8 protein-coding genes are annotated in these 14,982 nt (G+C 42.1%); 6 read left to right on the top strand and 2 right to left on the bottom strand.

Going from position 1 to position 14,982, the window contains the following annotated elements:
- Positions 1-116 precede the first annotated feature (116 nt).
- A complete protein-coding gene (gene bcsG, locus OCV52_RS09925) occupies positions 117-1,742 on the bottom strand; it encodes a cellulose biosynthesis protein BcsG (protein WP_137408367.1) in 1,626 nt (541 codons plus the stop codon).
- Positions 1,743-1,914: 172 nt separating this feature from the next.
- On the bottom strand, positions 1,915-3,498 hold the full coding sequence (bcsE, locus tag OCV52_RS09920; RefSeq protein ID WP_137408366.1) for a cellulose biosynthesis protein BcsE: 1,584 nt from the start codon (positions 3,496-3,498) through the stop codon (positions 1,915-1,917).
- 473 nt (positions 3,499-3,971) lie between these two features.
- On the opposite strand from bcsE, the gene OCV52_RS09915 reads away from it, so the two are divergent.
- The 6 genes from OCV52_RS09915 to OCV52_RS09890 are packed head-to-tail and all read left to right on the top strand — an operon-like array spanning position 3,972 to position 14,754.
- Positions 3,972-4,169 carry a hypothetical protein gene (locus OCV52_RS09915; protein ID WP_061032877.1) on the top strand — a complete coding sequence of 66 codons (198 nt, stop codon included), beginning with the start codon at positions 3,972-3,974 and terminating at the stop codon, positions 4,167-4,169.
- Positions 4,166-4,948 (top strand): cellulose biosynthesis protein BcsQ, encoded by a 783-nt coding sequence (gene bcsQ, locus OCV52_RS09910; RefSeq protein WP_137408365.1) that lies wholly within the window; start codon positions 4,166-4,168, stop codon positions 4,946-4,948. The genes OCV52_RS09915 and bcsQ overlap by 4 nt, the downstream gene beginning before the upstream one ends.
- A gap of 3 nt (positions 4,949-4,951) precedes the next feature.
- The gene (gene bcsA, locus OCV52_RS09905) at positions 4,952-7,588 is read left to right on the top strand and encodes a UDP-forming cellulose synthase catalytic subunit (protein ID WP_137408364.1); all 2,637 of its coding nucleotides are present in this window, start codon (positions 4,952-4,954) and stop codon (positions 7,586-7,588) included.
- Positions 7,575-9,869, top strand: a complete 2,295-nt coding sequence (gene bcsB / locus OCV52_RS09900) for a cellulose biosynthesis cyclic di-GMP-binding regulatory protein BcsB (protein ID WP_137408363.1) — start codon at positions 7,575-7,577, stop codon at positions 9,867-9,869. The genes bcsA and bcsB overlap by 14 nt, the downstream gene beginning before the upstream one ends.
- Positions 9,866-10,975, top strand: a complete 1,110-nt coding sequence (gene bcsZ / locus OCV52_RS09895; RefSeq protein WP_137408362.1) for a cellulose synthase complex periplasmic endoglucanase BcsZ — start codon at positions 9,866-9,868, stop codon at positions 10,973-10,975. The genes bcsB and bcsZ overlap by 4 nt, the downstream gene beginning before the upstream one ends.
- Positions 10,966-14,754 (top strand): cellulose synthase subunit BcsC-related outer membrane protein, encoded by a 3,789-nt coding sequence (locus tag OCV52_RS09890; RefSeq protein WP_137408361.1) that lies wholly within the window; start codon positions 10,966-10,968, stop codon positions 14,752-14,754. The genes bcsZ and OCV52_RS09890 overlap by 10 nt, the downstream gene beginning before the upstream one ends.
- Positions 14,755-14,982 lie beyond the last annotated feature (228 nt).

The raw sequence follows: 14,982 nt of genomic DNA, 5'->3' as shown, positions 1-14,982 counted from the left end.
GGTGCACATTTAGGTTAAGCAATTCGATAACTGGTAGGTATTAAAAAGCCAGTGATTGATTCACTGGCTTGCCTCTTACTCGTCCTATTTTGGTAATGATAGAGCCTGATTAACGACTACTTATTTGGATATTCAATCCAACTAGATCCATCTAATGTGACGTAATATTTGCCATCGACTTCAATTACTGTTGAGCCAGAATTTTGGGCTACGAGGGGTGTTTCTGGTAAGTTTTGAGTTAGTTTCTTTGGACTGAACTGTGTATCACTATAGATATCTTCCTCTAGAATATTGGATACTAATTGCGAGAGTGCTAGGTAGCTTGAAGGAGCGGTGACATGTATTGTCTCTCCGTCACGTTTGATATTTTCCCCGAAAATCTTAATGCCTACTGGAGTATGCACGATACCAGGGGCTGGTATTTCTCTCATACCTTGTATTTGCATTCTATCGCCCCGCATACCTGCTCCGTGTTCAGGTACTAAAGCAACAACAATATTACGTTTTGATGCTTCAAGCTGTTTGAAAAAATCATAAAGATCGTCAAGCAGGTTTTTCAAACGCTTTTTATAACTGATCATTGACGTACTGGACTTAGAATTTATGATTCGATTGCCATCATGTAGTGAGATCGAGTTATACAATGCTACGACTTTTTCATCACTGCTGTTTAGCCTTTGTTGTAGCCAGTTATCTAGGACTTGTTTGTCTCGGAATATTGAAGAGCCGTCAAATGACTTTTGGTAAGGCTTAAAGCCATCCTGAGGCATGAGTTCTGCTGCTATGTCACCATCCTTTTTAATTAGTTCAAGGAAGCTGTCAAAGACACCGTTATGGTTCATTAATAGGTTTTCTTCGAAGCCTAAGTTTTTGAGATTATCAAACAGGTAACATTGGTTTGAAGGTGCTGATGCGAACAGCTGGCTGTGTTCTTGTTGACCACAACTCGCTCTTAATAGACGAATAACAGCAGGGCCACTATATGATGTGCCGGCACTAAAGTTGTCGAACATGATGTCGAATTCTTTAAACAGCGGGTGATCTGCTAACCCTGCAATCTCGATGTCGTCCCACGCGACTGAACAAATACTTAAAAATAGTAGGTCAAAGGGGGCTGATGATTGGCTGCTTTGACTAAAATCGACAGAACGAGATGCTTCTTTCTCGAAAAAATTTGTAGTCATTTTATTCAGGGATTGGTCATTTATTTCAGTTATTTGTGGTTGCGACGGCGTTGGCAGGGTTGACTCGTTTTTTTGTGTTAAGTCATTGCTAACAACCTGAACTGAAGGTTCAGGACTGTCTGGTAGGCTGACATAAAGCATCGCGATAACGACGAAGACCGAGATACGTAGAAATCTACTTAGGATGTAGTAACCTGCACATAGCGTAAATAAGCCTAGCAGTGCTTCAACTGAAACAAACCGCCCTATAAGCTCAATAAGATATCCAATCTCAAACTGTGCGAGTTGTCCTACTTGCGCCCAAAGCCTATCTAGCGGCGGAAGGTAAGAATCATAATGCAGTAACCAAGCAGCTATCACAACCGCGATAAGATGGCGAGCTACATTGATTGGCTTCAGTGTCACGGGAAGTAATATAAATAGTAATAAAGCGAAGTTTTCAATTGGGTGGAAGTCAATCGTCCCTTGAACGAAAAGAGCCACTTTTGCGATAAAATAGATGTTCCACCAACCCAAACTTAGGTTTGAAAGAATGGAATCCTTAAGATGTGGTTTCATTATTTTAGCTTCTTATTTTTAGTGATAGTGGCATCTTGTTCGAAATACCGTGAACGTGTGAAGTGACGTTGATAAACACGTATACTAAATTCCACAGCATCACGAAGAAAGTAACCGAGTAGCCCCCCAATTAAGGCGCTGATAGTTGCCGTGAGTAGAAAGTCATTAATGTTCATATGGTTCCCTTTGAGGCGATAACTTTTTTTATTGCAAATAGGGGGGGGACGTCTGTTACGGGGTGAGTAGCCTCTGAAAAAATCTTTTCTTCTGTCGTTAATTGTGACACTTCAGATGAGATTGTGGCCTGATCTTTTATGATGTATTGCAATTCGGCTTCGATATCATGTTGAGTGTCATAAGTTTGAACCGTATAAAACAGATCGCGAATAGGAAACTCGAAAACGTTACTCAGTGCAACGTTGATGTCGTTGTGGCGGATCGCACTAAAAAGGATATACAGAGCATTATTACATGCAGTGACGACATCGCCATCTCTACGGATATGGCAGAGACGTAGGCAATCTTCAGCCGTCATTCCAGGTAACAAACTAAGCTTGATTAACGCAAACCTAACATTGGAGCGTGATGACATAGCAATCAACTCACCACAATAGTCTTTAAACTCAGTGTTTAGCATATAACCTTTATTTCCGAACTTTAGGTCATACTTGAGGAGAGACTCGATATTCTTCGGTAATGGGCGAGTGGATAACTGGCCTTGTATTGCCTCGACTTGTGTCATAAAGCGCATGTGAGGAAGTTGAACAGGACAGATCAAATTAACTCCTGCGCGAAGTAGAAACTTTTCGTCTGTGTATCTTAGGCACTGCTCAGTCTCGCGAATAACTATTTTTAGTTGGTTCCCCGCTTTAGCACGTAACCTAAAGCAGTCAATAGCTAACTGCCTAACTTCTTTCTGATTGGTGCAACTAAAGATAACGGTTGAAGCTCTTGGACTATCGAGCATCTTTAGTAGCGTTTGGTTGTCATTCGCTACATGTACGCTTTTGGGAACCTTAACGCCCTCACTCAAGACTTCTTTGCTCACATAGATTCGATCGTTGTCCGCTTTATCTTCGATTATGTCTAGCGAGCTTAGGTTCTGGTTTAAGGTAGCCTCTAATTGACCGTTACTTGAACTCGTAAGAATATATTCACTATCAGACTTAACACCATGTTTATTGCACCAAAAATCAACAAGGTAGTTATAACTAGACTCATCGATTGGAGTCATAGTTGCAAGCCCTGCGATGTAGCGGTTATTAGTGAGCAATTTTGGTTTTAATATTGACGTTGCAAGGTTGCCGTAAATACATAAATTGATGGATAAGTGCTTTTTATGAGCAATACTTTGTATATTGTATAGAAATTTATCAATTTCATTGTCATCACAGTGAGCGAGCAAGCTGTCATGAATAAATAAAATATAAGTAGAATGGCTTTTTATATTGATATTGTGAATATCAAGTGACAGTGAAATTGGATTGATTGTTTTTTTCGACTGATGGCTATTAACAAAATACATTTTTTCTAATGACGTTTTTGCTAAGTGATTGATTTTTGATATTACTTCTTCAGTGAGCCCTGTCAAAAAAGTTTCTTTGTCAGTAAATATTGTAAGTGAAGTGTTATCTTTGTTTTTTAATAAGTTGAATAAGGAATCGATTGCTAGTCTTTTGTGTGTGAATAAATTGACGTATACAGATTCATATTCTCTTTCACTGGTCGTTGCCGGTAGCCCATGAATCGAGTGCATAAAATTCCTTAGTTTCATGTGGTTAAGTTTTTTGATAGCTAGCATATAACACAGAGCATTATGCGTTGAAGCTTTAGAGCTGAGTTGTGACAATAAAATGACGCGGATATCTTAATCAAGTTTGATCGAAAATTAAAATAGATATATTATAATTTTTCAGATGACTATGTGTTACATGATGAATCATAGTCAGTTTAAATAAATGTGTCCATGTCATTGATTTTAAATATAGATGTTTCGTAAGTAGTTACAACTTGTCTTTATGTTGCTAATTCCTTATTACCTAAGAAGACACCATTTATTGAACGAAAGTAGTGTGAGTCAAGATTTCATTGCTCATATGTACATCCTATTCATGTTCTGCGCATAGGTTCGTGCGTTAAATAGTTATCAGCGTAATGTATACAGGTTAAAGGAATTGACAGGAACGTCTTTGCCTCTGTGTTTTTGTGCTTTTATTTTGGAAAAATCTAGTGGCTGAACCAGCAAAAGACATTAATTCGATCTACGCTTCATATAATCTAACTCAACATCAGTACATTGAAATGACAGAGAATGAGTCTTATACACAAGCTAAAAGTAAGTGGTTAATATTTCAATCAAAGCAAGTACGTACTACTGATAAGTTAGTCGGTAAGAAACAGGCAGGTATAGAAACGGAAGCGATATGAAGCGCCTTCTTTTTGCTAGCTTACGTGGTGGTTGTGGATCTACGACCATCACAGCAAACCTTTCGCAGGCTTTAGTGAAAATCAATAAGCAGGTATTAGCGATAGACTCTTCACCTGAGAACCTTTTAGGGCTCCATTTAGGTCTTCCATATGAAGAGAATGACGGGTGGGCAGTAAGAACGCTGAATCGACTAAACTTGTTTGACGCGGGCTATCAGAGCCCACAAGGTGCTATGTTTCTTCCCTTCGGGAAGTTATCTTTCGATCAGCACTTTGAATTTGAAAAAAACAAAGAGCAACACCTTAACTCGTTAGTAGAAACGACTTTAAATGCCCGCGCAGATAAGGGCGAACAGTGGCAATTATTTCATGCAGCGCTATCAGATCTAAATAATCTAGCGGTCCACGGCACTATTGATGCAATAGATATGGTATTTATTGCCGTTACGGCCGATGCCGTTAGCTACAGCGCGCTTCAGTCATGGATTCAAAGCTGTCCTTTCTTCGATGAGTTATTAGAGAGAAATAAACTACGACTTGTCATCAACCATTATCAACCAGAAACCGAAGTTGGTCGTGACTTCATGCTTGTATTGAAGAAAGAATTTGGTTCGATACTAGTGCCAGTATTACTCCATCGTGATACCGCTCTGTTAGATTGTGTTGCTAACCTTACTACGGTTCAGCATTTTTCTCCGTTTAGTCAAGCTGCTAAGGACTTTCAATCCTTGGCTTTTTGGTGTGTTTCAACGTTTTCATCTCATTATTCTCAAGGCTAACTAATGCGTAGCCTGAATTTGATTTTCCAACCTTGGATAGCTGAGCAATTTAAGTTTCAAACGAGAACTTACGAGAAGTACAAGAACTGCAATAGTACAAGAGTTGGCAGGATGCTTTTGTCGATATGGTTTTCTTTCTGTTTTGTTCTTTTGAAACCAAAAATAGCAGAGGTTGCCACATGGAAGCTGCCTCTGTATTTGTACCCACATATAAACTTTGCTGCTCCAAGGCTGTTTGATTCTGTTCGATTTATGGTTCAAACGCTGTGGCTAGCTTTTTTTAAGCAAACCCCCTGTAAATTCTTGTCTAAGAAAGTGGTTAAAATCGTCAATGACACATTTAACTTACTGAAAAATTTATTTTATATACCGTTCTCTCAAATATCTAAATTGGTCGCCTGGCTCGAGATGGCTGCGGATCAAACCAACGGATCCGAAATACGTGAACGGATGAAAGAAAGCAAATTGGTTATGTTGTTCAACTACATACTACTTTTCTTGGTCGTTTTTATTGCGTTGCTTTGTTTTACTGTCCCTTTTGGCTATCAGGCTCAAACTGTATTTATATTGTTGCTTTGGGGGTTGGCAATGATGGTGCGTCGTATGCCGGGGCGCTTCCCCACTATGTTGCTGATTATTCTTTCAGTGACGGCTTCGTGTCGTTATCTGTGGTGGCGTTACTCATCGACTTTAAATTGGGATGATCCGATTGCTCTTTTTTTGGGGAGTATTTTACTTCTGGCAGAAACTTACTCTTGGATTGTGCTTTTACTCGGCTATTTTCAGAATATATGGCCTTTGAGTCGCAAACCAATCTCTATGCACAAAGATGAATCGAGTTGGCCAACAATCGATCTGATGATTCCCACTTACAATGAAGATTTGGATGTTGTTAAAGCGACAGTATATGCGTCGCTTGGTGTTGACTGGCCAAAAGATAAATTGAACATTCATATTCTGGACGATGGTAAACGTGACAGTTTCCGAGACTTTGCGAAAAGTGTCGGAGTTAATTATATCCGTCGCCCGACTAATGAGCATGCCAAAGCGGGCAACATCAATTACGCGTTGAAGCAAACCCATGGTGAATATGTCGCTATTTTCGATTGTGACCATATTCCGACGAGAGCTTTTTTTCAGCTGACCATGGGAATGTTTCTTAAAGACCCAAAGCTTGCGTTGATACAAACGCCGCACCATTTCTTTTCTCCAGACCCGTTTGAGCGCAACTTATCGAATTTTCGAAATGTGCCTAATGAAGGGAGTTTGTTTTATGGCTTGATTCAAGACGGTAATGATCTTTGGGACGCGACTTTTTTCTGTGGTTCTTGTGCTGTACTAAGGCGTGAGCCGTTAGAAGAAGTTGGTGGTATTGCTGTCGAAACGGTGACAGAAGATGCGCATACCTCTCTCAGGATGCACCGCCTTGGTTATCGTTCGGCGTATTTAAAGCAGCCAATTTCAGCAGGCTTAGCGACCGAAACGTTATCGGCACACGTAGGACAACGTATTCGATGGGCTAGAGGTATGGCTCAGATATTCCGGGTAGATAATCCTCTGATAGGGAAAGGGCTTAAGTTGTCACAGCGGCTTTGTTATCTAAACGCGATGATGCACTTTTTATCCGGTATCCCAAGGATTGTGTTTTTAGTAGCTCCACTCGCGTTTTTAATTTTACATTCGTATGTTATTTACGCTCCGGCACTTGCCATTATTCTCTATGTGTTACCGCATATGATACATGCAAGTATGACTAACTCCCGAATGCAGGGTGACCATCGTTACTCATTTTGGGGGGAGGTCTACGAAACAGTGTTAGCTTGGTACATCGCAAGGCCAACGACTGTAGCACTTTTTGCTCCACACAAAGGCACTTTTAATGTTACAGCCAAAGGTGGATTAGTTGAGAAGTCTCATTACGACTGGGTGATCTCAAGGCCGTATTTAGTTCTCGTTGCTCTAAATATTTTAGGGGCTGGTGTTGGTTTCTATCGCTTGGGCTGGGGACCAAATGATGAGATTGGTACTGTTATCGTTAACTTGATCTGGACCCTGTACAATTTGTTGATACTGGGTGCAGCGGTTGCTGTAGCGGTTGAGGCGAAGCAAGTACGTAAGGATCACCGAGTCGAAGTATCTATGCCAATTTGGGTTAAGCTTCGTACAGGGCATTTAATTCAGGCAGAAATGAAGGATTTTTCTTTAGGTGGGATTCGAGTCGTGATCAACGATGCTGATGAAAAAACTTGTGAGCGCTTACTTGGTCAATGTTTAGACGTTGTACTCAAACGTGGGGGACAAGAATTCGTTTTCCCTATGACTGTTGCTTATGCATCTAAAGGCATTTTTGGGCTTCGCCTGGAGGAGTTGTCTCACCAACAGCAAGTTCAATATGTTCAATGTACATTTGCTCGAGCTGATACATGGGCCAAATGGCAGCAAGGATATCAGTCAGATAAACCTTTATCGAGTATGCGAGCAGTACTCCAGGTTGGTTTTAACGGCTATAAACGCTTATTGAAACACAGTCCTAACTTTATAAGAGTTACCGCGGACTTATTTTTACAGAGCTTCATATTTATTTGGTCGTTAAGACCACGCTATGTCCCAATCAGGACCCAAAGTCATGCTAATCAATAAAACAATAACGGCGTTGACAGCACTTTCTATCGCGTGCTTGTCGAGTAATGTCGCCGCAAACAATACAAGTAAATATCAACCAGAAGAGTCTGCAGAAGCGTTGTTGAGCCGGAGCGAAAGCGCTGAAGTAGTGCAACGTGTCATTCCATTTAGTCAACTGGGCTATAACGGTTCGATTGCGATCCAAGGAAGTGAGGCAAGTGCTTATGTTGGGTTTGGCTCACGTCTTGATGAGGTCGTTTCAAAGGCGACTTTATATTTTGATATCACCCCATCTCCAGCACTTCTATCTTTGGTTTCTCACGTAAAAGTGTATTTGAATAATGAATTGATGGGGGTGACGTCCATTGTTGATGGGCAGCAAGGGCAAAAGCTGAATTTATCGATGCCATTAGATACGCGTTATTTCAGCAATTATAACCAAATACGCTTTGAGCTGATTGGCAACACGAAAACAGATTGCGCAAATCCTAATGATTCGAGTATTTGGGCTGAGATTAGTCAAAGTAGTCGAATCGAAATGTCTGTTCAGAAAACATTGATCAAGAGTGATTTGAGCTTATTGCCAGCCCCATTTTTTGATGTTCGCGATTTTAATAAGTTGGATCTGCCCGTTGTTTTAGGTGACCAATATAGCCTTGACGATATTAAAGCGGCGGGCGTGCTCAGTTCATATTTTGGCGCGTTGGCTGGTTGGCGTGGGGCAAATTTTCCTTTGAGTTTTGATACTTTGCCAGATCGTAATGCAGTAGTTTTTGTTACGAATGACAATAAACCCAACTTTTTACGAGATTTCCCTGATACAGATGGTCCCTATCTACAAGTGATCACTCACCCTACGGATCCTTATGTAAAACTTCTTTTAGTCGTTGGCCGTGATAGCGACGACCTAAACACGGCAGTCCAAGGGTTAGCATTAGGTCATCAAGTATTGACGGGGCCGATCGCGAAGGTTAACGATGTTAAACAGATCAAACCACGAGTTCCTTATGATTCGCCAAACTGGGTTAGTACAGAGCGCCCTGTAGCTTTGTCTGAGCTTGTTGAGCAGAAAAGTGTGCTTCAAGTTGAAGGTCGTACGCCTCCGCCAATTAGTGTCAGCCTGCGCTTACCACCGGATCTGTTTACTTGGCAGAGCCGTGGTATACCGATGGATTTAAACTATCGTTACTCTCCACCAACCGATGATCACTCTGGGTCTCGTTTGACGTTAAGCATTAATGACCAGTTCATTCAAGCCTTTAACTTAACAACAGAAGGGCAGGGTGGCGACTCCAATCGTGTAAGGGTCCCATTGCTTGATGACAGTTTTTTAAGTTCGGGTGATCGAGTAAGAATCCCCGCATTTAAGGTTGGTAGTAAGAACCAAATCGACTTTGAGTTTGGCTTTGCTTCTGTAACTGATGGACAGTGTCAAGTGACACAACCTAGTAAGCAATACGCGGTGGTTGATGGCGATTCAACTATCGATTTTAGCGGTTTCCCTCATTACATTGAAATGCCTAATATGCGTGCATTTGCGACTTCGGGTTTTCCATACACAAGGATGGCAGATCTGTCGGAAACAGCGATTATTTTGCCAAAGGACGCACCAAGAGAAGCATTACAAACTATTCTCAATATTATGGGGTCTTTAGGCAGCGACTCTGGTTACCCGGGTCTTCAGGTTATGCTAACTGATAATTGGGATAGTGAGTCTTTGGCAGATAAAGACATACTAAGTATTGGTGTTGCTAGTGAGCTTCAACAAGCAGGCTATGCTCCAGAGCAGTTGAATATTGTTATGGAAGCTGGGGAACGTCAAATCCGATTGCCAAGTAAAAATGAGGAACAACTTGGCATGAACTGGATGAGTCCTTCGAATACAGAGCAAGATGCAACCGACTATGTTTCAGTAGAAGCTCATGGTTCATTCGCCGCAATTTATGGGATGGAATCGCCATTTACAAGCAATCGTAGCTTAGTGTCAATTATGGCAGCACAACCGTCTGATTTTGCTGCTATAGACAGTGCGTTAAGCGATTCAGGTAAAGTCCAACACATGTTTGGTTCGCTTATTACGGTCAGAAATGACGAGGTTGCAAGTTACAATGTAGGTGCCCATTACTACGTTGGCGAGCTACCAGTCTGGCAGTTGATTTGGTATCACTTTTCGAGTCATCCGATTCTTATTGCCTGCTTTGCTGCGTTGATGATGGTTATTGTAACCATTGTGTTATGGCGAGTATTACGTCAAATCGCGGCTCAGCGCTTAGAAAAAACAGAGGGGGATGAACAATGAAGAAGTTAATGTTTTTGTTATCGCTCTTATTGTCTCCTCAGCTTATGGCTGTGACATGTGAGTGGCCTCAATGGAGCAATTTCAAATCAATATACATTGAGAATGGTAGAGTAATTGATGGCAGTGATGAACGTTTGATCACGACGTCTGAAGGTCAGTCTTATGCTTTGTTTTTTGCGTTGGTAGCTAACGACCAGCAGACATTTGATCAAGTATTGAAATGGACACAAGCGAACCTAGCTGGTGGTGATTTAACGGCTAGGTTACCTGCGTGGTTGTGGGGAAAAAGACTTGATGGGCAGTTTGGCATACTCGATACAAACCCAGCTTCAGATTCTGATTTGTGGATTGCTTATGCGCTGGGGGAAGCAGGACGTTTATGGAATAACTATTACTATCAGTCATTAGGGCATCTTTTAGCCGCTCGTATATTGAGAGAAGAGTCGGTTGATGTAGCAGGTGTTGGGACGACTTTGCTTCCAGCTCCCAAAGGCTTTGATCTTGGTAAAGGTAGCTATCGTTTGAACCCTAGCTACGTTCCTTTACAGTTGATCGCTCGGATGAAAGACCTCTATCCACAATACTCGTGGGCTTCAATGTACCAATCGAGTACTTTGATACTTGGTCAAACATTGACTGCGGGTTTTAGTCCTGATTGGGTAACTTTGAATGGCAAAGGATTTAGTGAAGACAAAGTCACAGGGCCAATTGGGAGCTATAACGCAATTCGAACATACTTGTGGGTCGGTATGCTCAATGAAAAAAATAAAGAGAAAGAACATTTAGTTAAGAAAATGGGGCCGTTTGCTACCGCTATTGAGCAGTTAGGCGCGCCCCCACGTGAGGTCGATACCGAAACAGGTAAGTATTCTCAACCCGGTAGCGCCGGCTTTTCAGCTGCCGCGTTACCTTTACTTGCTTCAATGGATTATTCCAATCTTCTTGAGGCACAGGTTACTCGCGCTCAAAATCAACTGGTGACGAGCAGGAACGATCATTATTACGACAATGTGTTGAGTTTATTTGGTCTTGGTTGGTACAACGAACGCTTCAGATTTGGCGAGTATGGTGAGTTGCAACCGGCATGGGGCAAGCAATGTCAGTAAGGGTAGGTTCTTATTGGTTAGCTCCCGTTATTGTAGCGAGTAGTATTTGTTCTGCTGGCACAGCACTGGCGGTTGGTGTTGATTCGACACCTCTATCTGAGGCAGAACGTGAGTTGGTATATCAACCAGTTCAGTTGGTTCAGCTATCTTCTTCTCTTGAACGAGTTGATTCTGTGGATTGGCTAATCAAACAGCTAAAACTTGCAGACGCAATTGGTCGTGACGATATTGTAGAAAGTACTCTACAAAGGCTGTTTGCTATTGAAAGAGCTAACTTGTCTGGGCTTTATTATCAGGGAACTATGTTCTTGAAACGTAAGCAGCCTGAATTGGCAGAGCAAAGCTACGAACGCTTAAAAGACATTGCTCCTAACGCTCCACAAACCCAGTCTTTGTCTTCGATAATGGCAATTCAAGGTGAAAAGCGAGCTGATTATCAACGAGCAAGGTTATTTGCTAAATCAGGTCGCTATGTAGAAGCCATCGAAGCTTATCAAACTGTTTTTCCTAACGGGATGCCTTCTGCTGCGCTTGAACTTGAGTACTTGCAACTTCAAGCCAACCTAGATGATAACTGGGATAAAGTGAAGGTTGGACTTGAACGTCTTAATGCTGATTACCCGGGTGTTCCTCAATTTCAGCTTGCATTGGCAAACCATATACGAAAAGTAGACCCAGGTGACCCTTGGATTTTGGATACCTATCGAGAACTGGCGTTGGCTCCTATTGTAGGAACGAGTGCTGCGACTTCTTGGTTAAGAGCTTTAGATCAATTACCTATTTCAAAGCAAGTGACGGAGCAATATGCAGTCCTCGCGAGTTATTACTCTTCAGACTTAGAGATTCAAAAAGCAAATCAATCGGCTAGGAAGCGTTGGACCCAAGAGCAAGAGCTACGTAAAGACCCTACTTACCTTGCAAAGCTAAAAGGGTTAGGGCTGCTCGAACTGGGGAAAACTGAACAAGCAGAGGCGCAGTTGCGTTATGCCATTACCACGCGTCCCAATGACCCGGAGATTTTAGGCGGGATGGGGAAGGTCTACCTGCGAAAGGGGCAACAACAAAAAGCACTTGAATATTTCAAGCAAGCCCAATTATTGGATAAGAATCCAGATACTTCTTCTAAATGGACCACGTTGGTTGAAACGTCTCAGTATTGGGCATATTTAGATCGGGGAGATCTCCAGTTAGCTAGAGGAGAACTTGAAGAAGCTGAACGTTTATACCGTAAGGCGATAGCGCTAGATAATACACAGCCATATGCTTTTGTCGCTTTAGGTGCTCTCTTCCTTGAGGAAAAAAAGTATTCGTCGGCTGACAAGGCTTACTCGCAGGCTTTGTCGCTTGATTCGCTGAATGGTTCGGCATTGCGTGGAAGACTTGACGTTGAGGTTTATCAAGGGAATTGGCATGAAGCTAGAGAAGTGGCTAACCAATACTCATCAGCTCAGAAGCTAGTGGTTGAAGAAAAAATTAGTAGTATTGATTCTGAGGTTATTCTGATTCGCTTAAGAGGCGCCATTGCTAATAATGATGACAGGGCGATGGCTGAATCTGTCGAAGCGCTAATCAAATTAAATCCGGACTCTCCTTGGCTTAGGTTAGATATTGCAGGCGTTGTGCGTTCTATGGGGAATAAATCTCGTGCAGATCAATTGATGGAAGGTTGGGCGAAAGACACCTCAGATCCTGAGATGAAGTTCGCCTATGCGCTGTACCTTGCACAGAGCCTTAGAGTTGACCAAGCTATTGCTGAACTAGAAAGTGTTCCACTACAAGATATGACCGCCTCCATGCAGCGAAACCTTACCCGCTTAAGGTTAGACTCTGAACTTCAGGGTATAGAAATAAGTTACCAGCAATCGCCTAAATCGGTCTCAAAAGAATTACTGAGTCTAGAAGCTCAATATCAAAGTCAGATTCAACCACTATCTCGTATTGCTAGCGCTTGGGTTGATGTTGGTGAAACCGAGGAGGCGGATAGGATTTACAGGAGCATTGATTCGTCTTCATTTCTCTCTACTGATGAGCAGCTTGCTTACGGTGAGTTGATGGTTAGTTTGAATAAATTTGAAGATTTTGATGCTTGGTTTAATGGATTGGCTCCGAGTTTTGATGAGCAAGAGTTTACTGCATCAGAATTTATACAGTTCGATGAACTCAGAACTCGACGTATTTTGTCTGAGGCTGACTTAATGCTAGAAAGTGAAAACTTAGATCGTTCTTTAGCGCTTTACAGTAGGGTACTGTCAGAGCCCGAACCTTACAAAACCCGGGCTGAAATTGGCATGCTGCGTGCTAGTGCTATGAGTGGAGATTCATCTGTCTATGACCAATATCGCCCGATTTTAATCAAAAAGGCTGACGTGTTATCGGCATCGCAGTTGATGACAACGGCGACTGTATTTAATCAACAAGGTAATGTGCATGATGCAAATCAGCTCAATGCGTTACTAGATACTAAGGCAGATGCGGGCGCGCTTGAATACCGAGACGGAATGGCAATTGCGATGGAAAATCGCCAGTGGGTACTAGCGGAAGAGAGAGCCTATCAAGCATTGAACAGCGACCGAATAGAAAAAACGAGTCAACAAGGCACTTTAGAAACGCTAACTCCGTCGCTACGAGATTTGTACAATGAAAGTGATGATTATTGGTTAACACGAAATGTAAAATCGGATTTAGATGCGTTACATGATCGTAGTGATGGTCACATTATTGTTGGTTGGGATTACAGTGCTCGGGATGGACAAAATCAATCAAATCAAATACCGATTGAAGCTAGATTGCCTATTGAAGAGTGGGAAGGCCACCTGTTGCTTAGAGCTGATTATGTGTCAATAGATTCAGGTGCCCTTGAGTATTATGACAAATCAACGAATCAAGACGTTACCTCGTTTCAAAATAGCGCATCGGGCATGGCTTTGGGTATTGGTTGGCAAGCTAAGAACTGGAGCGCTGATATAGGCACTACACCTGTCGGCTTTGATCATACGACGTGGGTTGGTGGTGTTAGTGTGAATGGTGACTTAGGGCAGTTCGGCTGGAGTGCTGTTGCTTCTCGCCGTCCAGAAACAAGTAGCACACTCTCTTATGCGGGCATGTCAGTTCCCAAGTACTCGTTGCCGTCTCCTGAAACGCCTGACCCGGAGGGAACTAAATGGGGAGGTGTTGTAAGAACGGGAGTTAAATTCAATACGAGTTGGGATATTGGAGGGCCTTATGGTTTTTGGAGTAGCCTTCAGTACCATACGCTTACGGGAGAAAGTGTTGAGGATAACAATCGACTTGGTGTTCTTGGTGGGGCTTATTACAAGTTGATTTCTAACGATCACGAGCGTTTGAGTATTGGAACAAACCTGATTTATCTTGGGTATGATAAAAACCTGGGTGAGTACTCGCTTGGCCATGGCGGCTATTATAGTCCCCAAAGTTATCTGTCGGTTTCGTTGCCGGTTAATTATTACGGTCGATACGGTAACGCTTGGTCATATTTATTAAGCGGGTCTATTTCCAATTCATGGACACAAGAAGATGCCCCTTATTTAAGTGAAAATGGCGTAAGTGATTCCGGTGGAGGCTTTGGGTCATCTTTCCAAGCTGCAGTAGAAAAACGGGTGAGTAAGCGTTGGTATTTAGGTGCTTTTTTAGATTTACAGCGCTCTGAATTTTACACACCAAACCATTTTATGTTGTATGCAAAATATACATTCAATGACCGTTGGCAACCTATTGAGTTTCCTCCTGCAACGCCAATCCTGTACAGTGATTTTTACTAGAAACCAAGACTAAACAATCCCAAAGCGGCCCAAGAGAGTCGCTTTTTTTATTTTCTGCAAGTAAACCTTCACTGATTATTAAGCTGCTTTATAACCTCTCCAACATCACACTTCTAAACTCATTCTCCGGATTTACGAACAAATTGACTTTTTATCAACACAATATGCATTGTTGAGTCAACGCTCGATGAATAAGTTACAAATTATTAACGAAGGTAGTTTGAAACA

Source organism: Vibrio chagasii, assembly GCF_024347355.1.
Taxonomy (GTDB): domain Bacteria; phylum Pseudomonadota; class Gammaproteobacteria; order Enterobacterales; family Vibrionaceae; genus Vibrio; species Vibrio chagasii.
This window is presented reverse-complemented; position numbering and strand designations above follow the sequence as displayed.